This is a genomic window from Vampirovibrio chlorellavorus (assembly GCF_003149375.1).
Lineage (GTDB): Bacteria > Cyanobacteriota > Vampirovibrionia > Vampirovibrionales > Vampirovibrionaceae > Vampirovibrio > Vampirovibrio chlorellavorus_B.
Window position 1 is genome coordinate 379,253 of record NZ_QFWH01000002.1, and the last position, 21,960, is coordinate 401,212.

Here is a 21,960-nt window from a genome sequence, read left to right on the forward strand (position 1 = left end):
ATGCGATGTAAACCCAAAATCCTATATTTGTATGAGGGCTGAAAAGTACAGGGCTGGTAAGATCTTATAGGGAAATGAGGGGCTCATCGCTAATGAAACTGGCCGCTGACTTTAGAGATCCTCCGGGAACGCCACTACTCAAAAGAAAAGTGCTGGGATTCACCCGGCAGATCCTTTCGCTGTATCTGGGATTGGTCGTTTTTGGGTGCTGGCCCGCCCTGGCGGAGGGGACTCTGAGCGAGGGGGTAGTGCAAGACGTTGAGTCATTCTTTAAACCGCTGGTAGATACCTCCCAAACTCAGCCGGAGCTGGAACCGGTGACCCTGACCCCGCTGGAAGCAAAAGTACAAAAGCAAGGTCAAAAGCAGGGAGAACAGCCGGGTGAAGTGCCGGTCAGCAACGCGCCCACGAAAATTCTCACCGGCAAGGTGCAAACCCTGCAACAGGCGATTGAATCCGAGCGGGATGTGGTGAACTGGTACGCCTGGTACTTATCCGCCCGGGAGTATATTGGACAAACCGGTGGTTTGCGATGCAGTTTGGGAACGCCCATCAAGTTTTATCGATCGGGGAAAATGGAAGCGTTAACTTTTGATACAAATTGTATTGCTTCAGTGACTGGCCGCCGCTTCCCTCTCCCTGCCAATACCAGTCTGGACGCGCTCATTTTGCCGGTGCGCTCCGGGCAGGGGCCCCCTGCCAGCCGGGACGAGATTTATTCCCGAATCCGGATAAACTCTCAGTAGACTTTTGTTTTTATTTACTGAACCAAGCAAAAATTCACAGAAACCCAATGGCTGAATTCACATCGATTTAAATCCAAAGGGTTCAACATTTTTTTCCCCAATTTTGTACAATAGACACAACATGATGGATGACCCGAATGAGTGAGCTGGGAAAGACTCGACAGTATTTAACCTTGTTTTTAGTGGCCTCTGGCCTGGTTCTGGCGCTGGGCGCTCCCGCGCAGGCCGATACCCATGCGGTCAACTGGTACCATTGGTATCGGGATTTGCGGGACTATTTCAGCTCCGTGGGCGGGGTGCTGTGTTCCCCTGGCACCGAGTTACAGTTTTCCATCGATGGCAAAATCACCGCCGCCAGCCGGGACGCCATTTGTCTGGCCTCGCTGGATGGGCTGCATTACCCCTTGCCGGTGAACACGCCGCTTAAAAAGTTGTCTCTGGCCATCCGTAAAAACAGTGCTTGGCCCTTGTCCAAGCGTTCCATCAATCAATTGGTGCAGCAACAGACGGAGCAGGTGCAAGCGGGGGCCTGGCAAAATCATCAAATGGCCAAAGCTCGTTAGCACAGGTCTGTCTTTGTTCACCAGCCTGACGCCTTTCAAGTGGATTCCCACTTGCGTATGAATGACAGGTTCTGGCAAGCATAAGCCGCCTGAGCTAAGAAAACATTCGCACTTAAAGCATTCCTAAATTTTGTTGGGCTTGCCGATCACCTGAATGCGGCCTTCCACCTTGGGGGCAATGGTTTTGGCCTGCTGAATGGCCGTCTGCGCAATTTCGGAATCGGTGGGCGCTTCCTGTGGGTCGTTCAGGATTTTAACGCCCTTGAGCATGCTGTAATCGTCCCCGCCCTTGAGTACCAGATAACCGGGCACGGCCAGCGTGTAAAGTTTCCCGTCCTGCAAGGGCTGTCCGTTGATTTTGACGGATACCACCCGGCTTTGGGACGGCTTTTGGGGATCGTAGCTGAACTGCATGCCGGAGACTTGCGGAAACCGACCGGCTTCCTCTCCCAGACGGCTAACCCCGTTTTCCAAGGCCTGTTTCAGCACTTTCCCGGACACTTCCACTTTCAGCACGGGGCCAGCGAATTGCAGAATGTTGGCCACGTCCTTGCGGGTGATGGGCCCGGCGGGATACATCTTGTTGGAGCGGATGGAGCCGCCGTTCAGCAGGGCCACATCGGTTTTAAAATGGGCTCGGTAGGCATCGGCCAGCAGGTTGCCCAGATTGGTTTCCTGACTGCGGTTGTCCGCTTGCAGGGCATTGAGGGGCACGGTGCTTTGGCCGATGGTTTCCCCCAGGCCCGTTTCAATTTGGGTTAAGTAAGCGTTCACGCTGGCTGCCACAGCCGGATCGTTGGGAATGCTGGCGTCCACCGGAATCATGCTGACATCCATGCTGGCAAGGCGGTGGGTTTCGGCGTCGATCCACAGGTCGTAACGGCCCAATGTGCGGGCATCGGAACCCACTTTGTAAATGGGAATCCCCGCGGCTACCGATTGCAGAAACGAATGCTCGTGCCCGCCCATAATCAGGGCCAGCGAGTGGTTCATGTTCTGGGCCACCCGCTTGTCCTCATCCAGGGTCAGGTGGGTGATGGCCACTATGATTTCAGCGCCCTGCTTGCGTAAGGCGCTCACCGTGGCGCAGGCTGTGTAGGTGGGATCTTTGAAAATCACGTTGGGGCCTGCGCTGGAAGCATTCTGGGTATCGGGGGTCAGCAGGCCAAAAAAGCCCACTTTCACCCCGTTGATCTCTTTAATGACGGAAGGCAGCACCGTGCCAAAGGGTTTGCCGGTGGTTTTGTCGATGACATTGGCCCCCAGCCAGGGGAAATTGGATTCTTGCAGGCGCTTGAGCAGAATGTCGTTGCCATAGTCGAACTCGTGGTTACCCAGAGCGGCTAGATCCAGCCCCACCTGATTCCACAGATCCACCATTTGCTTGCCGTAAAACAGCTTGCCACCGGGGGCAGGGGACAGGGTATCGCCCGCCAGGATGAGTAAAGTGTTGGGGTTTTCAGCGGCAATGCGCTTGCGCAGGGTGGCGATGCGGGCAAAACCACCGGCTTCAGATGGGGTGGCCGGGGCCAATTGGTAAACGTCGTTCAGTTGAAGCAGGGTAATGTGAATAAAGGGTCTACCCTGAATGGTGGTGGGTTGTTCCGCCCAGCCCGGTAACGCCGAAGCGGCCCAGCCAAGGGTTAGCAACCCTGCCAGAACGCTGGATAAAAACTGCTGACGCACCCGACTGGAAAAAGAAAAATTCAACACACAAAGGCCTCACCACAAACGCTTACGCTTATTTTAGTATAAGCGTGTCCGTGAGAGGCATATTCTTGGCGATGGACTGACTTCAGTTTTTGCCTTGCCGCTCTGCGCTTTGGCAGCGCTGGCACAGCCCGGTAAATTCCAGATGGTGGGCTTTAATCTGGAAGCTGAGCTGCGATTGCAGGGTTTGAACCAGCGCATCCACCCCGGCGCAGTGGACTTCCTCAATGCCCTGGCATTGCTGGCAAATCAGCAAGTGGTGGCAATGCTCTTTTTGCTGGAGCTGGCAGTGAGACTCATCGTCCAGCAGGCATTTTTTGACCTTGCCGCTACTCAGCACCCGATGAATCAAGCCTTGCTGATCCAGGCATTCCAGAATGCGGTACACGCTGACCGTATCCACCTTTTCGCCCGCGGCATCCAGGGCGTCTTTAATTTCGTAGGCAGACAAGGCCGTAGGCGCTCCATCCAGCAGTTCCAGCACCAACTTGCGGGGCCGGGTAATGCGGAATCCCTGTTCTTTCAGGATGGCAATGGCGTGTTCGGTATAGTGGCTCATATCGGCGAAGGCTCTTGGATTCTTCTATCATACCCCAAGGTGACCATCGGTTCAGCCGGTTTGATTATGGGTTTGGGGTTTGTGAGGACGTTGAGCTTGATCGCCTTGTTGGGGGTGAGGTTCCCGAAAAGAAGCCTCACCCTGTTTTTTCTCTGTTACCAGCGCGACGAGTAATCGGAGTCCGGGCGCTGGCCGCCATAGCCGCTGCGACTGTATCCGCCCCCGCCGCTGTTACGGTTACCAAAGCCGGTGGATTTTCCCTTGCTGCGGTTGGCGTCCTGATAGTCAATGACAATGGACTTGCCACCCAGATTGGTGTGGTTCAATGATTGAATGGCTTGCTCCGCTGCATCCACGGAGGCCATCTCCACAAAGCCAAACCCCTTGGGTTCGCCGGTGTCCCGATCGGTGGGGATTTTAACGGAAACCACTTGCCCCACTTGCTGGAAGAGGCTTTCCAAGTCGTGTTCGGTGGCACTGTAAGAAAGGCTGCGCACGAACAGTTTATTGCTCTTGCTGTTGCCACTGCTGATGGCGCCCGATCCGCCGTGACCCCCGCCCCGGTTCTCATCCTGAAAATCCACCACCAGATCCCGGCCTTGCAGGAAGTAGCCGTTGAGTTGCTGAATGGCCTGCTGCCCGTCGGACAGGCTGGCCATTTCCACAAAGGCAAAGCCACGGGGCTTGCCATCTTCCCGGCGCAGGGGGATTTTAGCGGACAGTACTTGACCGGATTGTCCAAACAGGTCGTATAAATCCTGTTCGGTGACAGACCAGCTGAGGTTGCGAATAAATAATTTGGCGTTCATTGGTGAGTGTCCTTTGTTGTCGGTGTTTGGAAATGGGTTTGTGTTCGGCATTCGGTGTGGGCTTTAGTCCGATGCTTCCCGGCTGGTGTTCTCGGCCCCGGGGTGGGTGCTGAGATGGGCGGCGGCTTGGCTACTTTCTGCGCATAAAGTTTTAAAGGGATCGTCCGGGCGTTCCACCAGCAGGCCGCAAAAGGCCACGTCTTTCTTCAGGAACGACCACAACACGCCGCCGTCCGTGCCACTGTGGAAGAGGGTAAAGTCATCCGCATTGAGGGTGGTTATTTTGCCTTTGTAGGGATCGCAGCAAAGTTCCCTGAGCTGGATCATGACTTCGGCGCCGCTGTCATGGGCGGTTTTTAAAAGGGGATCAAAGTGCATTGAGAAAAACTCCCTGGGTTGATTTTGAAGGCATCGTAAAGCACTGCCTTGTCGGGCACTGCTTTCTGGGCATCATTGGGTGGAACTGATTTTAATATTAGCATTAATGCAGTATTATTGCAATTAAAATGCAATAAGGTTACATTAGATGAGAAAGATACCTATAAAAAGATTGCCATTTGAAAATGGCGACTATGGCCTGGGCCAGTGTTTTCGCAGAAAGATTTTGGCTTGGTGGGGATTCTTCCGTAGGTTGTAGGGTGTCTGAGTGATTCCTGATGTGGCTGGTCAGTCAGCCCCCTGCAAAAAAGCAGCCAGAAAGTGGCTGCTTTTTCTTTTTCTTTTCTTGGGTTGGTTTGATAGTGATTTACGGTTGCTGTGACAGGCTTAAAGCGTACAAATGCAACCAAATCACGCTGTGCAGAAAATCGTTGTAATCGTTAAACCAGTAGCCGTCCGAATGATAATGTTTCCCCAGACTTTGCTGATACAGCAGGGCATCCCCCTCGGGCTGCCGCACGTGGTTCAGCACCAGCAAGGGGCCCATGCCAAAGCCGGAAGTTTCTTTGCCGCGTGGCGCTCCAGTGGCGGTAAAGCCTTCGGGCATGACTTGATGCTGCTGCCAATAGTTCAAGAGGAAGGGGTGATTTTTTAGATACGCCAGGGCCCGCTCCCGCCAGGGGGAAGGGCTGAGGTGGGCGTCCATGGTCATGCGCCAGTACACCCGAAAGGCATCGTAGCTGAAGTCTCTGGCCCCCTCGCCCTGCTTGTCGGAAAAAATAATGCGGGGCTGACCGGGCACGTTTTGCCAGCGCACCGCGCACCAGTTGGGGGGCAGCTTGGGGGCGGTCAGGTTGGTGCAGGCCTCCAGGTTGTCGTAGACCTCATTGGCCAGTTGTGTCCATCCGGCGGCGTGTTCCACATCGGCTTTGGCGAACTCCCGGTAGACATAGGGGGCCATGTAGGAGGGGTTAATGGTCAGGTATTCCTCCTTAAAGCCGGGCCAGGGGCCGGGGGTGAGATAGTAGCGCCCATCCAGTTTTTCCACGTTAATGCGCCACATGTCTTTCACGATGTTCAGACCGTCCCGGCTGTAGTCCGGGCGATTCCATTGCTGACCGGCTTTCAGCAGGGCGTAGGCGATATCCTGATCGGCGTCCGTGGCGTTTTCGGTTTGCATAATGCCCTTGGTGGTGCCAAATTCTCCGTCGCCCCAGCGCCAGGCCAGCAGATGATCGTGAGGGCGCTTCATATTCCGCTTGGTCCATTGCCAGACCTTGTCGAAGGTGGCGGGTTCATTCATCCACAAGGCCTTTAGCATGGCGTAGGATTGCCCTTCGCTGATGGTGCCGCCGTAGGTGTTGGAAACCACGTGGGCGCCATCCACCAGAAAGCGATCCTTATAAAATTGCCAGCTTTCCCGCAATAGTTGCCGCAGTGGCCACTGGGTATGCACGGCTGGTGGCCGAGGAGTGGTTGGGGCGGGGCTTTGGCTTTGGGCCGGGTAAAACACGGTTAAAGTCAATGCCGCAGTGGCCAATAGCACTATTTGCAGCAGGGGGGTGGGTAGTTTAAAAGGGGTTCTCATGGCTATCCATCCGTTGTGTTGAGCCCCGCGGGGTGAATTAACATTGTGAAGCAAGGCTGTTTTTTAACTGGACTTTAAATTGTTTTTCATATATTTAACAAGATAATAAAAGCAGGGCCGAAGGTAAAGCCTTCCAAAGTCAGCGAATTTTCCCGTCCTGATCGCCCGGTGCCCGTCTGCTTTTTCCCCTCGTTTTCCCGAAGTTCCCTCCCTCATTTTTCAGGTCACCACTTACTTCAATCAACCGTGGGAGTCCAGCCCATTGAGTACTTCTTCTTTCGCAGCCATTCCACCTGTCACCGGGCCCGCCTCTGCTCCCGTTAAGGGCCACTCCTCAAGCACCCCCCAGCCCCGCCTGCATGCTTTTTCCGATTCGGTCTGGCGCCTGCAACTGATGTTTCTGAATCGTTCGGTTCACTGGGGCTACCAGGCCCAGCAGTTTTTGAAACGTGCCTTTGATGTGCTGGCCGCCAGTCTGGGTCTGCTGGCCATTGCGCCTTTACTGTTGCTGATTGCGGCACTGGTCAAGTTCACTTCCCCCGGGCCCATTTTGTACAAAAGCCAGCGCATTGGCAAAAATTTTCAGCCCTTTGGCATGTATAAATTCCGCACCATGAGCGTGGATGCCGACGCCCAGCGGGAAGCCCTGCGTCAACAGACCGAGCAGACCAACGGCCTGTTCAAGCTGGCCAATGATCCCCGGGTGACCGAAGTGGGCAAGGTCTTGCGGGCACTCAGTCTGGATGAACTGCCCCAATTGTTGAACGTTATTCGGGGGGAAATGAGTCTGGTGGGCCCCCGTCCGCTGCCACAGGATGAGAGCGAACTCTTCCAGGAACCCTATACCCTGAGGTTTCAGGTGTTTCCCGGCATGACCGGCGCCTGGCAGGTGGGGGGACGCTCCAACCTGAGCTTTGAGCAACTGTGCCAACTGGAAATGAACTACGTCATCAACTGGACCTTGCTTGCGGATATCAAGATCCTGTTGAAAACCCTGCCCGCCGTTCTGGCCAGCCGAGGCGCCTACTGAAACAACTTTTTAGAGCAGCTTGACAGCTTCTGGATGTGTTTGAGTTCGTCCTGATACTGTTTCAGGGTTGTAATGGGCTTTTTCAAGTGATCCGTGACGACCACATATCTCCCGGGGTTTACAGTTTGCTTGGCGATCACACTTTTGGCGACGAGTTGATCCGAATCGGGGGCCAGCGGAATCAGGACTTTCTTCTTTGTGGCGCTGTTGTCTCTCATCAGAACCACTAGATTGTAAGGAATCGGCTCGTCACTTTCCTGTGTGGCCAGTTCATTGCGGCCACGATCAAAAACCAGACAGGTTTTTGAGTCTTTAGCGTTGTTTAAAAATTCCTCACTGGCTTTCAAACAGGTAATGGCCTCACCTCTTAGCAGGGTACGGGCGTATGCGTGCTTGGTAAAGGAGAGCTTTCCCGACTCCTGCAACAGGTCTCTCAGGGCGATGGTGCATTTTAAATTCTCCTGAGTAGGGGTCAGTAGCGGGCTGTGGCCCGGCTCGACCTTTTGTCTGTCTTCGCTAATGAATTTCAGAGCCTCCTCAAGGGCTTCAGCAATTGGCTGCTTTGGCTTGCCCTTGGGCTGGATATCACTTTTGCTCGCCATCGCCCTCAGCGTGGTTAAATGCTTGTCCCGTTCCTGAGTTGGGTCTGATGTCTGCTTTTTCAAGCTGCGGTTCTCACCACGCAGGAGCTTTTTTTTAACATCCTGAGTCGGGTTGGGGATCGATTTCTGCCCGGCTTTAGGAACAGTGGGTAATTGCCCGTTCGGGCCCAGATACTTCGTTCTGACTTCACTGAGAGAGAGTTGATCTAACTGGTGCGTCAAGTGGAGTGCGGCACTGTTTTCTTTTTTGGATGAGGATGAAACCTTTAAAGGTGACTTTTTCACACCGAGCCCCTTGGAGGCTGGGGTGGTCTGCTGACTGGATGAAATACCCGTAATCGTCATGATATTTAACTTCCTTGTGGGTTCTAAATGAACAGAGCCAGTAATGAATAGAGCCAATGTGGCGGGTTGGCAAAATACTCAGTAAAAAAGAGGTGATGTTGGTGACAGAGGCTATAAAGCCGATGAAGCGGATTTTGTGCGATTTCGGTGAGAACTCGTTTTGATTTTGGGTCAGTTTAGACTTCGCACAATCTTTGTAAAGCGGGGTGTCGTTTGAGAAGCCGTGGAATTGCCTCTGGCCAAGGTGTTCGGCCCGAGCGCTTCACTAGAAAAATCGGTACGCCAGGGCGAAGGCGATGCCCATGATACCAGACATGCAGATACTTCCCCAAAATCGGTATTGTAACGGAAAACGGGCCTGAATAATGTAGTTACCCACAATGGAAATGGGCAAATTGGTCAGAAACGACTTGCAGGCCACCAGCCACAGTTCCGGCAAGGCGCTGGTTAGGGCAATCTGGTGCCATGGGGTGGTGGAGAGTTTGAGTATGAGCATGTGCCGGGCAATCCAGGGCGGACTGAAAAAGCTCATGGACCCCAGCATGCGGCCAATCCAGTTCAGCCGATATTGTACTTGATGAGGCTGAGCGGGCTGGGTCAACCATCGCCACGGCCACTGTTGGGCCATGGCGGGAGACAGGCGCCACTGATCCAGCCAGCGGAACCAGCGCGGGGTTTCCGCCTGATAGACCAGTCCGCCGACTAGAGCCAAGGCCAGCAACCGGGGAATGCTGACTTCCCCCAGAATCAACTGGGCAATGCCATCACCGGCGGGGTATAACACCCAGGGAATCCAGCGGGGTTGAGCTACAGACACAGGAGCGGAGGACATGGGAGCGGGAGACATAAAAAAAGCCTTGTGTAAGGGGACAGGCGGCATCAATGAACGATATGGGAACGATATGGGCACTATAGGGTAACGATTGATGGAGCGGTTGGGGGAGCCGTTGGGGAGGTACTTCGACCGGGCGGCGGCTTTACCGAAGCGGCCCGTTTTGCTACAGTATTCGTATTCTGGTCTGTTTATTTTATCCCATCTCAAGCAAAGTCTGAACCCGCATGTCCAGTTCTTTTTCCCATTTGCCTCCTCAGGCGCAACGTCTGGAATCCCTGACCGAGGTGATTCACTTTTTACACGCCCGTGGCTGGACGCCTGCCACCAGTTCCAATTTTTCCTGCCGATTGCCCGAGGGGCAGGCGGGCTTTTCGGTGTCCGTGTCCGGTCTGGATAAGGGCAGCTTTAGGGCGCAGGACTTTCTGGACGTGGATTTCAACGGGCAGATTATCCGCCCGGAGCAGGCCCATTGTCGGCCTTCCGCGGAAACGCTCCTGCATGCGCTGGTCTATCAGAAGTTTCCCGATACTCAGGTGGTCTTGCACACTCATTCCGTCAATGGCACGGTCTTGTCTAAGTTGTACGAGGCCGAGAAGGGGCTGTTGCTGAAAGAATTTGAAGTGCTGAAAGGTCTGGAAGGGATTGCTACCCATCAAGCCGAGCTGCGGCTGCCCATTTTTAGTAATCATCAGGACATGACTGTCCTGGCGGCTCAAATTGAGCCGGTACTGCGAGAGCAAACTCCCGTTTACGGCTTTCTGCTGGCGGGCCATGGCTTGTACACTTGGGGAAACACCTTGGCTCAGGCCAAGCGGCATGTGGAAGTGTTCGAGTTTTTATTTGAGTGCATTTTAAAATTGAGGTCGCATGGCTATCCTGACTATTCCTGAGCGAGCCGTCATTATTCCGGATGGCGAGTCCATTCAGGCTTACCTCAACGCCCGGGGTATTGTATTCGAGCAATGGAGCGCCAACTGCGAATTTTCTCCAGAGGCCTCTCAGGAGGAGATTCTGGCCGCTTACAATCATTCGTTAAGCCCGTACATGGCTGCCCATGGCTATCAAACCGCCGATGTAATCTCCGTGCATCCGCAAACGCCCAATCTGCCGGAGATTCGGGCCAGGTTTTTGCGGGAGCACACCCACACCGAAGATGAAGTGCGCTTTTTCGTGGAAGGGCAAGGCTACTTCTGGTTCAATCTGGAAGGGGATGAGCCGGTATTTTGCGTGAAATGCGTCAGTGGCGATTTGTTATCGGTACCCGCCAACGTCAAGCACTGGTTTGACCTGGGGCCGGTGCCGCAGGTAAAGACCATTCGGGTGTTTACGGACGCTGCCGGATGGATTCCCCACTATACGGATTCCGGGGTGGAGATCCGTTATTTGAGCGCCGTGTCCGCCTGAAGCACCCCTTATCCCTTTTTGTACTGCTTGCCTGGAGATGTCCCAATCCATGGACCAAAATTTAAAATCCTCTCCGGTTCGCTTTGTTCTGCTGGACATAGAAGGAACCACTACCGATATTCACTTTGTGCATCAGGTGCTGTTTCCCTACTCGGCCCAGCGCTTGCCGGAGTTTGTGAAGCAGCACGCCCACGACCCGCTGGTGCGGGAGGCCTTTCAGTCCGTTCGGGAAACCATCTCTCAGGAGGAGGGGCGTACGCTGGATGAAGCCGGTTGCCTGCAAACGCTGCTGGACTGGATTGCCACGGATCGCAAGCACACGGCCCTCAAGCAGCTACAGGGCATGATCTGGAAGACGGGCTTTGAGCAAGGGGATTACCGGGGCCATGTTTACGATGACGTGCTGAGGGCCCTGCAAAACTGGACGCTGAAAGGGATCGAGCTGGGCATTTACTCATCGGGTTCCGTGCAGGCACAAAAACTGTTATTTTCTTACTCCGAGGCGGGCGATTTAACCCGTTATTTCAGCCGCTACTTTGATACCCGGGTGGGCGCCAAAAGAGACGTGGAATCATATCGACGTATTGTCACCGAGTTGAATTTGCCGCCGATGGAAGTGCTGTTCTTATCCGATGTGGAGACGGAGCTGGATGCGGCCCGTCTGGCGGGCCTGTTGGCCAAGCAAATTGTGCGGGAGGGGACCACACCCTCTGATCGGCATGCGCATTTTAAGGACTTGCTGGCCGTGGAACAGTTGACCACAGGCCCCCAAGCCGATTTGCCACGGCGGTGACAGCCCTTATCTGACTGGCCGTCATTGAGGTCAGTCCTCTACTTTTGAATCAGCGTTTTCAGGTAGGTGTACTCTTCAATGCCGCACAGTACCCCTTCCCGGCCCAGACCGGAGTCCTTGACCCCGCCATAAGGCAACAGGTCCAGCCGGGTGGTGGGAATGTCGTTGATCAGCAGGCCGCCCACGTCCAGCGTTTGGTAGGCCTGCTCGATTTTTGGGGTGTGGTGGCTGTAAAGCCCGGCCTGCAAACCGTAGCGGGACCGATTGACCAGGGCCAGAGCCTCCTCAAGGTGGTGATAGGTACTCACGGTGGCGATGGGGGCAAACACCTCTTCGGCGTTCACGGCCATGGCGGGGGTGGTGCGATCCAGCAGGGTGGGGTTCATGGTAAAGGCGTTGAAGGTATTACCGCCGTAAATCACGTTGGCCCCCGCTTTTAAGGCGTCTTTAATGATGGAGCGGGTTCGCTGCACCTGTTGAATGCTGATCATGGGGCCAATGTCCGTGTCCGCTTTGAAGGGATCGCCTACTTTTAGTTGCCGGGTGGCGTTGACCAGCGCGGGCAGTAAGGTGTCTTTCAGGGCGTCCTGAATCAAAATGCGTTGTACGGAGATGCAGATTTGTCCGGCAAAGGAAAAGGCGCCCAGGGCGATGCGCTGGGCCAATGACTCTACGGGCTCGGTCAAGTCATCCACAATCACGGCGGCGTTTCCGCCCAGTTCCAGGGTGACCGATTTATTCCCGGCGATGCTGCGCAAGTGCCAGCCCACCGGAGCGCTGCCCGTAAAACTGAGCTTGGCAAAGGCATTGGAGCGCACCAGTGTTTCGGCCAGGCTGTTTTGGGCCGGAATCACGTTAATGGCCTCGTACCCGGCCTCGGCGGCCAAACGTCCCAAATAGAGCGCTGTCAGCGGAGTTTGCGGGGCCGGTTTGATGGTGATGGAGCATCCGGCGGCAATGGCCGGGGCCAGCTTGTGGATGACCAGATTCAGCGGAAAGTTGTAGGGGGTAATGGCCAGCACCGGCCCGATGGGGAAGCGGCTCAGTCGCACGCTGCGGCCTTCCACCTGCATCAGGGTCGCCGTGCTGCGCTCCACTTGGGCGGCATACCCTCGGCACACCTTCACGGAGCGGGCCACTTCTCGCTGAGACAGGGTGATGGGCTTGCCGCTTTCCCGGGTGATGAGCAAGGCCAGCGTCTCTTGATGGGCTTCCAGCCGATCGGCCAGATTATTCAGGATGTGTGCCCGCGCTTTGAGGCTTGTCTTTCGGAAGCTCTGAAACCCTTGCAGGGCGGTTTTTTCAATCAGTTCCAAATGCAGATCATCGGCAAAATAGGCTTCGCCGATCAAGGTCACCGCATCGCCCGGATAATAGATGGGCTGCGGGCTGCCGCTTTTTCCAAAGCGTTCGCTGCCTTGCAGGATAAAAGGCTGAGCGGCACTGGTCGCTTGGGTTTGAGTTTGTCTGGTCATGCACTCACGTTCCTATCAGGAGTCCAATTCCAGTGTAGCATTGATTTCCGTTTGGGCTTGCCGCAGGGCGTTCTCCGGGGAGATTTTGCCCAGCATGGCCAGTTGCACGTAATGGTTGATGATGTCGTTGATGGCGTTCTGGTTGGGCTGAATTTGGTAAGCGGCGGTGGCTCCCAATAGTTGTTTGGCGCTGATGGCCCGCCCCTCAGCCATTAAGTCAGGCGCTTGCGCCGGGGCGAAATACGGATCGTTCAGGGCCGCTGTGATCGAAGGCAAAACGGGGGCGACCTGGGCCAGGGCCAGCTGATTTTTGGCGTTGGTGATGAAGGCGGCGAAATCGACGGCCTCCTTGGGGTGAGCGCTTTTCACCGGTACTACCAATACCATCAGAGAAAAATCCTTGTAGGGAGAAGTTTGCGGAAACTGGGGGGCCACGTCCGTTTCCTTGTAAATGTTGGGGGCGTTTTCCTTCACGATTTTCAGGAAGTTGGGGCCAATGGACAGCGAGGCCAATGTGCCCGCCTGAAAGCGTCCCACCGCGGATTGATGACTTTCGGTGATGGCTTCCGCCGGTACCCAGCCCTGTTTGTACATGTCCACGTAGGTGGCTAAAATTTCCATGGCCTGCGGGGTGGCGAAAATGGCCTGTCCTTTGGCGTTGTACAGCGGAATGCCCTGTTTTTTGAGTTCTTTCAGGAAATTTCCATTTTCGGCGATGACCGGCATGAGGCCGTATTGACCGGTTTTTCGGTGAATTTGATCGGCAAAATCGGAGAGTTCCGCAAAGCGGGTGGGAGGCTGGGCGAAGCCCGCATTCCGCAGCAGGGCCTTGTTGTAGATGGTCACGCTGGAGGTGATGTACCAGGGCAAGCCAAAGGCCAGCGGTGCTTGGCCCGGTCTAGTGAGGGTGGCTCCTTGCCAGGCTACCGGCAAATACGTGGATTTTACGGACTCCGGCAGGGCGGTGTTCATGTTGGTCAAGGCGTTGCGGTTGGCCAGTATGGCAGAAAAATCCGGGTTTAAATTCACCACATCCGGGGTGTGTCCGCTGAGCATGGCGGTCAGGGTGCGTTTGGGGCCCTCGGAAAAAGGCACATCCACCCAATGGATGCGCACGTTGGGATGGGCTCGCTCGTACTCCAGAAACATGGGTTCCAGCGTGCTTTTGAACGTGTCCAGTTGCAGCGTCCAAAACTCCAGGGTGATGCGTTCGGTGGGCTTGCTCGGAGGTTTTGTACAGCCCGTGAAGAGCATTGGAATCAAGAGAATAAGTAGCACTGCGACTCTGTTTCCAAGAGTGCCTGTCATTCTCGTCACCTCTGTTATTCCCGCGCAGGCGGGAATCCACTGCGCCTTCTTGCGTTTGGGTTGGTTTGTCGACAGTTCGTTTTCAGTCAGTCCGGCTGCCTGTCGTACTGGATTCCCGCCTGCGCGGGAATGACAAAATGCGTCGTGATTATCTTTTTTGGGCTTGCGTAAGCGGGGGGCTGGGCGTACTGGATTCCCGCCTACGCGGGAATGACAACGCCCGGATAGAAAAGAAAGGGGAGCAAGGATTAAGGCAATAAAGCTCATAACTTAAAATCCTTGAACACCCGCATGACCACAAAGCGGGCTTTGGTCAGTTCCATGGGCACGCCTTGCTGATCGCTGCCTTCAATGTAAATGGCCACATCGGAGCCGGTTTTGTACCCCAACGACTCGGGGATCGGAATGACCTGGTGTGGAATACTTCGCTCATTCAGCCACTGGCTGGCGTTTTCCGTAGTCGGGGTGGAGGGCAGGACAATCAGCATTTGGCGGGGTTCCCAACCGAAGCAACTTTACCCCTTAATCATAACAGACCAAAGACTTTGCGGGCATTGGCCGTGGTCACGGCGGCCACTTCCTCGTAAGCGATTCCTCGCAGTTCGGCGATTTTTTCCGCCACCAGCTTCACTCGGGCCGGTTCGTTGGGCTTGCCCCGAAAGGGCATCGGGCTGAGGAAAGGAGAATCGGTTTCCACCAGCATCCACTCTAAGGGAATTTCTTTGGCCGCTTGATGCAGGTTTTCTGCTTTTTTAAAGGTCACGTTTCCGGCAAAGCTAATGTGGAAGTTTTTCTCGATCATACGATGGGCAAACTCGGCATCGCCGGAGAAGCAGTGCATAATGCCCCGCACCCCCGGGACTTCGCTGATGATCTGGTACACATCCTCATGGGCCTCCCGGTCATGCACGATCACCGGCAAATCGTACTTTCGGCCCAGTTCCAGCAGGCTTTTAAAACATTTTTTTTGCAAGTCCACCAGCGATTGATCCCAATAGTAATCCAGCCCGGTTTCCCCCACGGCCACCACTTTGGGATGGCTGAGCAAGGCTTCGATTTCGGCCAGCCAGTCCGGCTGATCCACGATATCGGCCACATCGGTGGGGTGAACGGCCACGGCGGCGTACACGTTCTCAAAGCGTTCGGCCATGGCCATGACCTCCGGAAATTTGGCCGGGGTCACGCTGGGATTCACCAGAAATTCCACGCCAGCGGCTTTGGCCCGGGCCAGCACTTGCACCGGATCGGTACCACTCAGGCCATCCGGGTGATCGGCTTGCCGGTGAATGTAATCCAGATGGCAGTGGGTATCAATGAGGGTGGGCGCGCTCATCGGATTCGCCTCTAAACCAGCCGCAGATCGGGAAAGTGATCGTCCTTGTACCACTTGGCGCTTTTGTATTCCGCCGGAATTTTGTCGTAGTGATTCATAGGATCATGACCCAAGGCCCGCAGCTTCTGCATCCACAATTCCCGCTTGGATTGGGGCAGGGCGTGTCCGCACCACGGGCAGCAATCGATCTTCCAGTAGGAGGTTCCCCCATCCCGGATGGGGATGCCGTATTCGTCATACTGATCCACGTAGACAATTAAGCTGCTGGGGCACTCCCAGGCATCCTGATGCGAGGCACATCGGTAATTGGCGTGATAGGCCATGTGAATGCAGGGATAGGCGCTGGCGTCGATTTTCCAGTCCTTGAGTTGCTCGGTCTGGAACCAGTCCCGGCACTCGTGACAATCTTGCATATGATCCGAGTAGGAGGCGTATTCCGGGGTTTCAATGTCCTTCCAGTGGATGACATTGGCGGCGCCGTCGAATTTGCTGTAAGAGCGTTTAAATTGTTCGCAGTTCATTGGCGTTTGTTATTTCTTCTTGGTGGCCCCGGCCAGTTCGCTGTCCAGACGGGGTAAAATGGGGCCTTGCAGATTGACGCGCTGTCCCACCGGGATGTGGGCGTTGGTAATGTCGTCCCAGCGGGGGCACAGGTCACTGAGTTTGGCCTGATAGCCCAGTTGCGACCACATTTCATCGCTGAGGGTAGGGGTAATGGGGCTGAGCAAAATGGCCACCTGACGCAGGGTTTCCAGCACGGTATACATGAGATCGGCCAGCTCGGTCAGTTTGCCTTCTTTAAATAAAGTCCAGGGCTCCTGATCGTTGATCTGCTTGTTGGCCCAATCGACCAGTTGCAGGATGAGATCCGCCGCTTTCTGGAATTCAAAGGCCGCATAAGCCTGATGCACCTCAGTCACCCCGTCCGCATGCAAGATGCCCGGCTTGGCGTGTTGAGACTGAGGCACCTGACCGTCGAAATACTTGTTGGTCATATTCAGGGTGCGGTTGAGCAGGTTGCCCAGATTGTTGGCCAAATCGGCGTTGACCTTGAGTTTGAAATCTTCTTCCGTAAAGCTGCCGTCCTGTCCGAAGGTGGCCACGGTCATCAGGTAGTAGCGGATGGGATCGGGGTTGGGCAGCTCAAAGCGCTCCTTCAGGGTAAAGGGCGATACCACGTTGCCCACGCTCTTGGAGATTTTGGCTTCGTTGATGTTGATGAAGCCGTGGGCAAAAATCTGGCTGGGCAGTGGGATTTCAGCGGACATGAGCATGGCGGGCCAGTAAATGGCGTGGAACCGCAGAATGTCCTTGCCAATCATATGCACATCGGCAGGCCAGAACCGGTTGAACAGAGCCTCATCCTTGCCATAGCCAATGCCGGTAATGTAGTTGCTGAGGGCATCAATCCACACGTAAATGACCTGATCGGCGTCATTCGGCACCGGAATGCCCCAGCTGACCGAGTTCTTATGCCGGGACACGCTGATGTCTTCCAGATCCTCCAGCATTTGCAGCACTTCCGCCGCCCGGAATTCCGGCAATACAAAGTTGGGATTGCTTTGCATATGGGCCTGAAGGGCTGCTTTGTACTTGCTGAGCTTGAAGAAGTAGTTCTCTTCCTGCACGATTTCCGGCTTGCGCTGGTGGTTGGGGCATTCGCCCGCCTCGTTCAGGTCCCGCTCGGTCACGAATTTTTCGCAGCCCGCACAGTACATGCCCTGGTAGGCCCGTTTTTCGATATCGCCCTTGGCCGCCATTTTGCGCCACAGTTGTTCCACCACGGCGTAATGATCCGCGTCGGTGGTGCGAATGAAGCGATCGTAGTTTAAGTTGAGGTAAGCCCAGGCCTTTTTGAACTCTTCCACCAGTTCATCGGTGTGCTGTTGAGGGGTAAGGCCTCGGCTGGCGGCGGTTTTTTCTACCTTGGTGCCATGCTCATCGGTGCCGGTCAGGAAAAACACCTCTTTGCCCACCAGCTTCTGGAAGCGGGCCATGACGTCGGTGGCGATTTTTTCGTAAGCGTGGCCCAGGTGGGGCGCCGCGTTGACGTAGTCGATGGCGGTGGTGATGTAGTAGGTGTTTTGGCTCATGGGCGGGGGCTTTCCTGTGGATGCACGCTTGAGTGGATAATAAGCACTATTCTCTCAGAGTAGCGGGATTGTAGCAAATGATCTTGCGCTTGATATGTAGTAATCGCATGGTTGAAACTTTTTCAGTCGCCGCTCATAGTGCGAGCGGTAACCTCCATAAAATGCCGCAGGGGATGATCGGGGTCGGTGAACGAGGAGATCTCCATTTTGAAGGCTCTAAAATTTTCGATGGGCCACGGTAAATGGACTTCCACTTGGTGGCTGGACCTCATTTTGGTGCAATGAGCCAATAGGCCCCTGGGGCAGAGGAGGATGAGGGTGGATGATCGCAGGCCACAAAACCGTTCGGTTTTTAATTCCACATCGTGAATGGTGTGCCAAGGCACCATATGCTCCTGAGCCAGTATTTTGGCTTTTCCCCAGTATCTGAAATGGCTAATTTTAATCCCCTCGGTCAGGACTTGTACTTCGGGGATGTGGCTTCGCAGGCCCCCTTTTAAGGCTCTAGTAATTGCAGTTAGTCCCATAATGAGCCCGAAAATGAGTGAGCCCGGTAAGGAGATGCTGATACATTGGACGGGAGTGTTATGACCGCAAACCTTTTGAGGCGGGACAAATAACAATAAGGAATTGAAAAACAAGAATGTAAACAGCGATGTGTAAAGCCCAATCTGACCGGCGGCTAAAAACACTTCTTCCCAAATGGCGGCCGTGGGCTTACTGTATACCACCTGCTTTATTTCTTGGGGCTGAAGTGGGATTGGATTGGTCATGTTTGCCTTAAGCCAATACACCCAAGGCCTTGACTTGAACGGTATCCACACTTACGTCCACCACTTCTGCGCAGATCCAGTCGTTGGCTTGCAGGGGCAGGCCATGGGGCTCAATGTGGACTTTCAGATAGTTCTCGCTCATGCCTTTCAACGGCTCGCCCGATTCGCTTTCTTCCACAATCACGTGCAGGGTTTGCCCCAAAAAGGCTTGCCGATAAGCCAGCGTTTTCTCATCGGATAATGCCCGCAAGCGCTGGGCACGGGCTTTTTTCTCCCGCTCCGGCACCTGATCGGGGAAGGTGGCCGCTGGCGTCCCTTTGCGCTTGGAGTAGCTGAACACGTGGAAGTAGTTCATATACGTGTTTTTCAGCGTCTGGTAAGTGGCCTCAAAGCGCTCTGCCGTCTCCCCGGGGAAACCCACAATGATGTCAGACCCCACCGAGGCCTGCGGGATTTTCTGGGCGATGGAGTGGCAAACCCGCTCCATATCGGCCACATGGTGCCGGCGGCCCATGCGTTTCAGCACGTAATCCTCGGCGCTTTGGGCGGAGAGATGAAAGTGCGGGCAAATTTTGCCGTGGGAATCCCGCACCACGTCAATCAGCTTCTCGCTCACTTCCATGGGGTCCAGCGAGGTCAAGCGCAAACGAAATGGGCCCGGTGTCTGAATCAGCTCACGCAACAGGTCGGCCAGATCTGCCCCCTCATGCTCGTACTGGCCAATGTTGATGCCGGTCAGCCCTATTTCCTTGAAGCCTTCATCCAGCATGCGCTGGAGTTGCACCTTGATGTCTTCCACCGGCAAGCTGCGGCTGAGGCCTCGGGCCTCCCAGATGATGCAGTAGGTGCATTTGTAATCGCAGCCATCCTGAATCTTCAGGCTGCCACGGGTGCGATCGATGGCCGCCGAGGAAGCCCCTTCCATGATGCGGCTTTTGTCGATTTCAGACACTTGCACCAGCGGGCGATCCGACGGTGGGGTGTCCTGCACAATTTGAACCAGTTGGTCTTTAAAGTTGTTGCCAATCACAAAGCTGATGCCGTCCAGAGCCGCCAACTCATCCGGGGCCACCTGGGCAAAGCAGCCGGTGGCGGCAATCCGGGCGCTGGGGTTGGACAGTCTGGCCCGGCGGATGATGCGTTTGGACTCCTGATCGCTGCGCTCGGTCACCGTGCAGGTATTGACCACATACACTTCCGCCGCTTCGTCAAAGGGGACAATGCGCCAGCCCTGATCCTGAAACTGGTTGGCCAGAGTGGAGGTCTCCAGCTGGTTGGCCTTGCAGCCCAGGGTGTAAAAGGCCACCGTTCTCTCCGGGTTTGGTTCCTGTTTTTTCCCCGGGTTTTTCTGGGCGTTCAGGCTTTCCAGGTCCGGCTGGGCCTGAGGAGGGCGGGTTTTTTGGGGCTGGTGGGAGGGCGAGGAACTCATGGCCAATGGCTTTCAGTCAAAAAGGGCGAGTGGAACACATTATTCTCTCTCCGACAGGAGAAATGATCAATCCGGCGGTATTTATATGACACATTGTTAACCCTGGGGCCTGCCATGGATGTTCGGATGGACGTATACCGTATGGCTTTCCGTAATATCACCCTCTGGAGGGATACCCAAAAGGCCCAAATTTTTAAAAAATAGACTAATCAGTAAATTCAGTGGACCCGTAAGTTTCCCCCATTTGCCGGTTCAAAGCCATCAAAACGATTGTCGCTGTATGTTCTCGAATTCAAGGCATCCACGGCTGGGTACCAGTAGTATATGTTTTCACACATACTATCGGTGTAAATGGTATGTAACATACTGTTAGACCACAGCAATCAGCGCCTCTTTTTTGTTTTTATTTATTCAGCGTAATACTTTCCCTACTTGCACAGACAAGAGATAGAGATAGTAACCAAACTGGATTTACAGATGGAGGAGTCCGAATGGCCAAGGTTTTGATTTCAATGCGTGAGGATTTTTTGGACAAAATTGATGAAATTGCCGACTCTGAGCAGCGCACCCGGAGCGAACTCATTCGTCAGGCCCTGCGTGTCTACATGCGTCGTCGTACTCCTGGCAATCCCCTGATGGATTCTATTTTGCTGGAGTAACCCCTCAATTTTACCCTTCCTTGTAAACGAAAGGAGCTCATTCCACAATGGTTAAAGCGTCTAAGAGTACTCGGGTCCTGATTTCCCTGCCCGAAAAGTTTTTATCGGAGATTGATTTGCTGGCCGATGAAGAGCAGCGCTCTCGCAGTGAATTGATTCGTGAAGCCCTGCGGAACTACATCCGTCAGCATGAAGCGGATTCCTACAAGTCCCAAATTATTGAGTAGACGGTGTTGTCAGCTTGCTCGCCCGAGGGCTCCACTGATAGGGGGCGCACCGCCGTGAGCCCGAAAGATCGTCCGGTTTCAGAAAAAACCTGTCCTAACAAGTAGTGTAGACCGTGTTTGAATCTTCGTTTCTCCGTTCGAGATTCTGTTAGTTGTCACCCTGATTTTGCCTCCGCAAAATTCGATGAATGGCCTCCTGATTTTCGGCGTTAATTGTGGCGTTGCCTTGATTTTTTTCCGAAAAGTGCAATGGAGGGCCTGTTTTGGCTTCTGGTAACAGTTTACCCAGAACGGCCAAATCATACTCGGGGTGCATGTAAGCGGTTTTTGGGGTGAGCAGGATGATCTCTCGGCTCATCTGGCGAGACAGGCCTGCGAAGGCTTGCTGGCTGTCACTATCGCTGAAAATGGAGGGGGTTACGTTCAAGAACCGATCGGCCTTGATCGAGCGCACCCAGGAGCCTCCCCACACCATGGGAAATTCGGGGGATTCCGCATCGAAAATCTGCATGCGGCTGCGCACAAAGTAGCGCATTTGCTTGGGCAGGCCATCCGTGGTCCATTGCTTCACCCAGTCACCCACGCTGGTGGACTCGGTGGGGTGGGTGGTGTCCAAATCGGCCTCCACAAATACCACCCGGGAGATGGCCTTGTTGTTGTTGCTGAGCTGCTTGAGCAGGTAATCCATGGCCAGAGGTTCCGGGCGCCCGGCTTTGACGTAGTATTTCATAATCTGATCGTACACGTGGCCCAGCCCCTGCACGCGAATTTCATCCACGGTGTAAATGGGATGGTAAATTCGTGTTTCAGGCACCTTGAGTTCCAGCCTTTGGGCGTATTCACGAGCGAAGATCAGGGGCAAATCCCCAAAGGCCTTTTCATTGCCGTGTTTGATCACAGGAAAAACCACAATACCCGGAAGCGGCGTGTAGGCAACGGGCTTTATGGCGCTTTCCGACGGGATTATTTTGCTGATGGCGGTTTTAAAGCCCGAGGGGGGCACGGGGGTCGAACGGGCGGGCAGTGCGGTTTGCAGGGAAGCCGGTTGCAGGGAGGGCTCCGGGGGATGGGCCGCATGGGGGGCGGGCAGTGGTTGGGCCGGTGTCAGGTTGGCGCTGCTTGCTGCCGGTGAGTGATCCAGGGAGGGCAGGGTGCCTTGTCCCCAACCTGTGCCGGGGTAGCACAGACTCAGTAAAAGCGCCAGCGCCAGTATAAACAGGTCTTTCCCTTGCGCTGAATGAAACCTGAGCGGATGAAGATACGGAAACGTCATCGGGAACCTCGCCTTCAGACCGGTGGCT

Annotated in this window: 24 protein-coding genes; 8 read left to right on the forward strand and 16 right to left on the reverse strand. The window is 54.8% G+C overall.

Annotation, left to right across the window (positions count from 1 at the left end):
• Positions 1 to 92: 92 nt before the first annotated feature.
• Together DF283_RS04100 and DF283_RS04105 are read left to right on the forward strand one after the other, a co-directional pair.
• Entirely contained in the window at positions 93 to 746 is a 654-nt protein-coding gene (locus DF283_RS04100) for a hypothetical protein (protein WP_303673439.1), read from the forward strand.
• A gap of 137 nt (positions 747 to 883) precedes the next feature.
• On the forward strand, positions 884 to 1,309 hold the full coding sequence (locus DF283_RS04105; protein WP_303673440.1) for a hypothetical protein: 426 nt from the start codon (positions 884 to 886) through the stop codon (positions 1,307 to 1,309).
• Positions 1,310 to 1,432: 123 nt separating this feature from the next.
• On the opposite strand, the gene DF283_RS04110 is transcribed toward DF283_RS04105, so the two are convergent.
• The 5 genes from DF283_RS04110 to DF283_RS04130 all read right to left on the reverse strand — a co-directional run bounded on the left by DF283_RS04110 (position 1,433) and on the right by DF283_RS04130 (position 6,353).
• Positions 1,433 to 3,022 (reverse strand): bifunctional metallophosphatase/5'-nucleotidase, encoded by a 1,590-nt coding sequence (locus DF283_RS04110; RefSeq protein ID WP_303673441.1) that lies wholly within the window; start codon positions 3,020 to 3,022, stop codon positions 1,433 to 1,435.
• Between the two features lie 82 nt (positions 3,023 to 3,104).
• Positions 3,105 to 3,578 (reverse strand): Fur family transcriptional regulator, encoded by a 474-nt coding sequence (locus tag DF283_RS04115; protein ID WP_303673442.1) that lies wholly within the window; start codon positions 3,576 to 3,578, stop codon positions 3,105 to 3,107.
• 155 nt (positions 3,579 to 3,733) lie between these two features.
• Positions 3,734 to 4,438: an RNA recognition motif domain-containing protein gene (locus DF283_RS04120; protein ID WP_303673443.1), complete on the reverse strand. Its 705-nt coding sequence runs from the start codon at positions 4,436 to 4,438 to the stop codon at positions 3,734 to 3,736.
• A gap of 12 nt (positions 4,439 to 4,450) precedes the next feature.
• Complete coding sequence (locus DF283_RS04125) at positions 4,451 to 4,765, reverse strand: hypothetical protein (protein WP_303673444.1); 315 nt, start codon at positions 4,763 to 4,765, stop codon at positions 4,451 to 4,453.
• Between the two features lie 367 nt (positions 4,766 to 5,132).
• Positions 5,133 to 6,353: a family 8 glycosyl hydrolase gene (locus DF283_RS04130; RefSeq protein ID WP_303673445.1), complete on the reverse strand. Its 1,221-nt coding sequence runs from the start codon at positions 6,351 to 6,353 to the stop codon at positions 5,133 to 5,135.
• Positions 6,354 to 6,615: 262 nt separating this feature from the next.
• On the opposite strand from DF283_RS04130, the gene DF283_RS04135 reads away from it, so the two are divergent.
• On the forward strand, positions 6,616 to 7,383 hold the full coding sequence (locus tag DF283_RS04135; protein ID WP_303673446.1) for a sugar transferase: 768 nt from the start codon (positions 6,616 to 6,618) through the stop codon (positions 7,381 to 7,383).
• On the opposite strand, the gene DF283_RS04140 is transcribed toward DF283_RS04135, so the two are convergent.
• Together DF283_RS04140 and DF283_RS04145 are read right to left on the reverse strand one after the other, a co-directional pair.
• Complete coding sequence (locus tag DF283_RS04140) at positions 7,377 to 8,387, reverse strand: hypothetical protein (RefSeq protein WP_303673447.1); 1,011 nt, start codon at positions 8,385 to 8,387, stop codon at positions 7,377 to 7,379. The genes DF283_RS04135 and DF283_RS04140 overlap by 7 nt on opposite strands.
• A gap of 208 nt (positions 8,388 to 8,595) precedes the next feature.
• Positions 8,596 to 9,177 (reverse strand): hypothetical protein, encoded by a 582-nt coding sequence (locus tag DF283_RS04145; RefSeq protein ID WP_303673448.1) that lies wholly within the window; start codon positions 9,175 to 9,177, stop codon positions 8,596 to 8,598.
• Positions 9,178 to 9,389: 212 nt separating this feature from the next.
• On the opposite strand from DF283_RS04145, the gene DF283_RS04150 reads away from it, so the two are divergent.
• The 3 genes from DF283_RS04150 to mtnC are packed head-to-tail and all read left to right on the forward strand — an operon-like array spanning position 9,390 to position 11,362.
• Positions 9,390 to 10,055, forward strand: a complete 666-nt coding sequence (locus DF283_RS04150) for a methylthioribulose 1-phosphate dehydratase (protein ID WP_303673449.1) — start codon at positions 9,390 to 9,392, stop codon at positions 10,053 to 10,055.
• Positions 10,033 to 10,569: a 1,2-dihydroxy-3-keto-5-methylthiopentene dioxygenase gene (locus DF283_RS04155; RefSeq protein WP_303673450.1), complete on the forward strand. Its 537-nt coding sequence runs from the start codon at positions 10,033 to 10,035 to the stop codon at positions 10,567 to 10,569. Before DF283_RS04150 ends, DF283_RS04155 begins: the two co-directional genes overlap by 23 nt.
• 49 nt (positions 10,570 to 10,618) lie before the next feature.
• The gene (mtnC, locus tag DF283_RS04160) at positions 10,619 to 11,362 is read left to right on the forward strand and encodes an acireductone synthase (RefSeq protein WP_303673451.1); all 744 of its coding nucleotides are present in this window, start codon (positions 10,619 to 10,621) and stop codon (positions 11,360 to 11,362) included.
• Between the two features lie 38 nt (positions 11,363 to 11,400).
• Here mtnC and DF283_RS04165 read toward each other — a convergent pair whose 3' ends face one another.
• The 8 genes from DF283_RS04165 to mtaB all read right to left on the reverse strand — a co-directional run bounded on the left by DF283_RS04165 (position 11,401) and on the right by mtaB (position 19,773).
• Positions 11,401 to 12,837, reverse strand: a complete 1,437-nt coding sequence (locus DF283_RS04165) for an aldehyde dehydrogenase family protein (protein WP_303673452.1) — start codon at positions 12,835 to 12,837, stop codon at positions 11,401 to 11,403.
• A gap of 15 nt (positions 12,838 to 12,852) precedes the next feature.
• Positions 12,853 to 14,115 carry an ABC transporter substrate-binding protein gene (locus DF283_RS04170; protein WP_303673453.1) on the reverse strand — a complete coding sequence of 421 codons (1,263 nt, stop codon included), beginning with the start codon at positions 14,113 to 14,115 and terminating at the stop codon, positions 12,853 to 12,855.
• A gap of 293 nt (positions 14,116 to 14,408) precedes the next feature.
• On the reverse strand, positions 14,409 to 14,633 hold the full coding sequence (locus DF283_RS04175) for a hypothetical protein (protein WP_303673454.1): 225 nt from the start codon (positions 14,631 to 14,633) through the stop codon (positions 14,409 to 14,411).
• A gap of 38 nt (positions 14,634 to 14,671) precedes the next feature.
• Complete coding sequence (locus DF283_RS04180) at positions 14,672 to 15,478, reverse strand: TatD family hydrolase (protein ID WP_303673455.1); 807 nt, start codon at positions 15,476 to 15,478, stop codon at positions 14,672 to 14,674.
• 11 nt (positions 15,479 to 15,489) lie between these two features.
• Complete coding sequence (locus DF283_RS04185) at positions 15,490 to 15,999, reverse strand: DUF6980 family protein (RefSeq protein WP_303673456.1); 510 nt, start codon at positions 15,997 to 15,999, stop codon at positions 15,490 to 15,492.
• Between the two features lie 9 nt (positions 16,000 to 16,008).
• Positions 16,009 to 17,571 carry a methionine--tRNA ligase gene (metG, locus tag DF283_RS04190; protein ID WP_303673457.1) on the reverse strand — a complete coding sequence of 521 codons (1,563 nt, stop codon included), beginning with the start codon at positions 17,569 to 17,571 and terminating at the stop codon, positions 16,009 to 16,011.
• Between the two features lie 122 nt (positions 17,572 to 17,693).
• Positions 17,694 to 18,344, reverse strand: a complete 651-nt coding sequence (locus DF283_RS04195; protein ID WP_303673458.1) for a hypothetical protein — start codon at positions 18,342 to 18,344, stop codon at positions 17,694 to 17,696.
• Between the two features lie 7 nt (positions 18,345 to 18,351).
• The gene (gene mtaB, locus DF283_RS04200; RefSeq protein ID WP_303673459.1) at positions 18,352 to 19,773 is read right to left on the reverse strand and encodes a tRNA (N(6)-L-threonylcarbamoyladenosine(37)-C(2))-methylthiotransferase MtaB; all 1,422 of its coding nucleotides are present in this window, start codon (positions 19,771 to 19,773) and stop codon (positions 18,352 to 18,354) included.
• A 491-nt stretch (positions 19,774 to 20,264) separates the two neighbouring features.
• Between mtaB and DF283_RS04205 the strand changes: the two genes are divergently transcribed.
• Both DF283_RS04205 and DF283_RS04210 read left to right on the forward strand, forming a co-directional pair.
• Positions 20,265 to 20,432, forward strand: coding sequence for a CopG family ribbon-helix-helix protein (locus DF283_RS04205; RefSeq protein WP_303673460.1), 168 nt, complete (start codon positions 20,265 to 20,267; stop codon positions 20,430 to 20,432).
• Positions 20,433 to 20,479: 47 nt separating this feature from the next.
• Positions 20,480 to 20,659 carry a CopG family ribbon-helix-helix protein gene (locus tag DF283_RS04210; protein ID WP_303673461.1) on the forward strand — a complete coding sequence of 60 codons (180 nt, stop codon included), beginning with the start codon at positions 20,480 to 20,482 and terminating at the stop codon, positions 20,657 to 20,659.
• Positions 20,660 to 20,807: 148 nt separating this feature from the next.
• Here DF283_RS04210 and DF283_RS04215 read toward each other — a convergent pair whose 3' ends face one another.
• A complete protein-coding gene (locus DF283_RS04215; protein ID WP_303673462.1) occupies positions 20,808 to 21,932 on the reverse strand; it encodes a hypothetical protein in 1,125 nt (374 codons plus the stop codon).
• Between the last annotated feature and the right edge of the window lie 28 nt (positions 21,933 to 21,960).

What these genes read in the sequence shown, in the direction of transcription:
- DF283_RS04100 (WP_303673439.1), top strand. Translation starts at nt 93, where the DNA reads ATGAAACTGGCCGCTGACTTTAGAGATCCTCCGGGAACGCCACTACTC.
- DF283_RS04105 (WP_303673440.1), top strand. Translation starts at nt 884, where the DNA reads ATGAGTGAGCTGGGAAAGACTCGACAGTATTTAACCTTGTTTTTAGTG.
- DF283_RS04115 (WP_303673442.1), bottom strand. Translation starts at nt 3,578, where the DNA reads ATGAGCCACTATACCGAACACGCCATTGCCATCCTGAAAGAACAGGGA.
- DF283_RS04120 (WP_303673443.1), bottom strand. Translation starts at nt 4,438, where the DNA reads ATGCCGAACACAAACCCATTTCCAAACACCGACAACAAAGGACACTCA.
- DF283_RS04125 (WP_303673444.1), bottom strand. Translation starts at nt 4,765, where the DNA reads ATGCACTTTGATCCCCTTTTAAAAACCGCCCATGACAGCGGCGCCGAA.
- DF283_RS04130 (WP_303673445.1), bottom strand. Translation starts at nt 6,353, where the DNA reads ATGAGAACCCCTTTTAAACTACCCACCCCCCTGCTGCAAATAGTGCTA.
- DF283_RS04145 (WP_303673448.1), bottom strand. Translation starts at nt 9,177, where the DNA reads ATGTCTCCCGCTCCCATGTCCTCCGCTCCTGTGTCTGTAGCTCAACCC.
- DF283_RS04150 (WP_303673449.1), top strand. Translation starts at nt 9,390, where the DNA reads ATGTCCAGTTCTTTTTCCCATTTGCCTCCTCAGGCGCAACGTCTGGAA.
- DF283_RS04155 (WP_303673450.1), top strand. Translation starts at nt 10,033, where the DNA reads ATGGCTATCCTGACTATTCCTGAGCGAGCCGTCATTATTCCGGATGGC.
- mtnC (WP_303673451.1), top strand. Translation starts at nt 10,619, where the DNA reads ATGGACCAAAATTTAAAATCCTCTCCGGTTCGCTTTGTTCTGCTGGAC.
- DF283_RS04165 (WP_303673452.1), bottom strand. Translation starts at nt 12,837, where the DNA reads ATGACCAGACAAACTCAAACCCAAGCGACCAGTGCCGCTCAGCCTTTT.
- DF283_RS04175 (WP_303673454.1), bottom strand. Translation starts at nt 14,633, where the DNA reads ATGCTGATTGTCCTGCCCTCCACCCCGACTACGGAAAACGCCAGCCAG.
- DF283_RS04180 (WP_303673455.1), bottom strand. Translation starts at nt 15,478, where the DNA reads ATGAGCGCGCCCACCCTCATTGATACCCACTGCCATCTGGATTACATT.
- DF283_RS04185 (WP_303673456.1), bottom strand. Translation starts at nt 15,999, where the DNA reads ATGAACTGCGAACAATTTAAACGCTCTTACAGCAAATTCGACGGCGCC.
- metG (WP_303673457.1), bottom strand. Translation starts at nt 17,571, where the DNA reads ATGAGCCAAAACACCTACTACATCACCACCGCCATCGACTACGTCAAC.
- DF283_RS04195 (WP_303673458.1), bottom strand. Translation starts at nt 18,344, where the DNA reads ATGACCAATCCAATCCCACTTCAGCCCCAAGAAATAAAGCAGGTGGTA.
- mtaB (WP_303673459.1), bottom strand. Translation starts at nt 19,773, where the DNA reads ATGAGTTCCTCGCCCTCCCACCAGCCCCAAAAAACCCGCCCTCCTCAG.
- DF283_RS04205 (WP_303673460.1), top strand. Translation starts at nt 20,265, where the DNA reads ATGGCCAAGGTTTTGATTTCAATGCGTGAGGATTTTTTGGACAAAATT.
- DF283_RS04210 (WP_303673461.1), top strand. Translation starts at nt 20,480, where the DNA reads ATGGTTAAAGCGTCTAAGAGTACTCGGGTCCTGATTTCCCTGCCCGAA.
- DF283_RS04215 (WP_303673462.1), bottom strand. Translation starts at nt 21,932, where the DNA reads ATGACGTTTCCGTATCTTCATCCGCTCAGGTTTCATTCAGCGCAAGGG.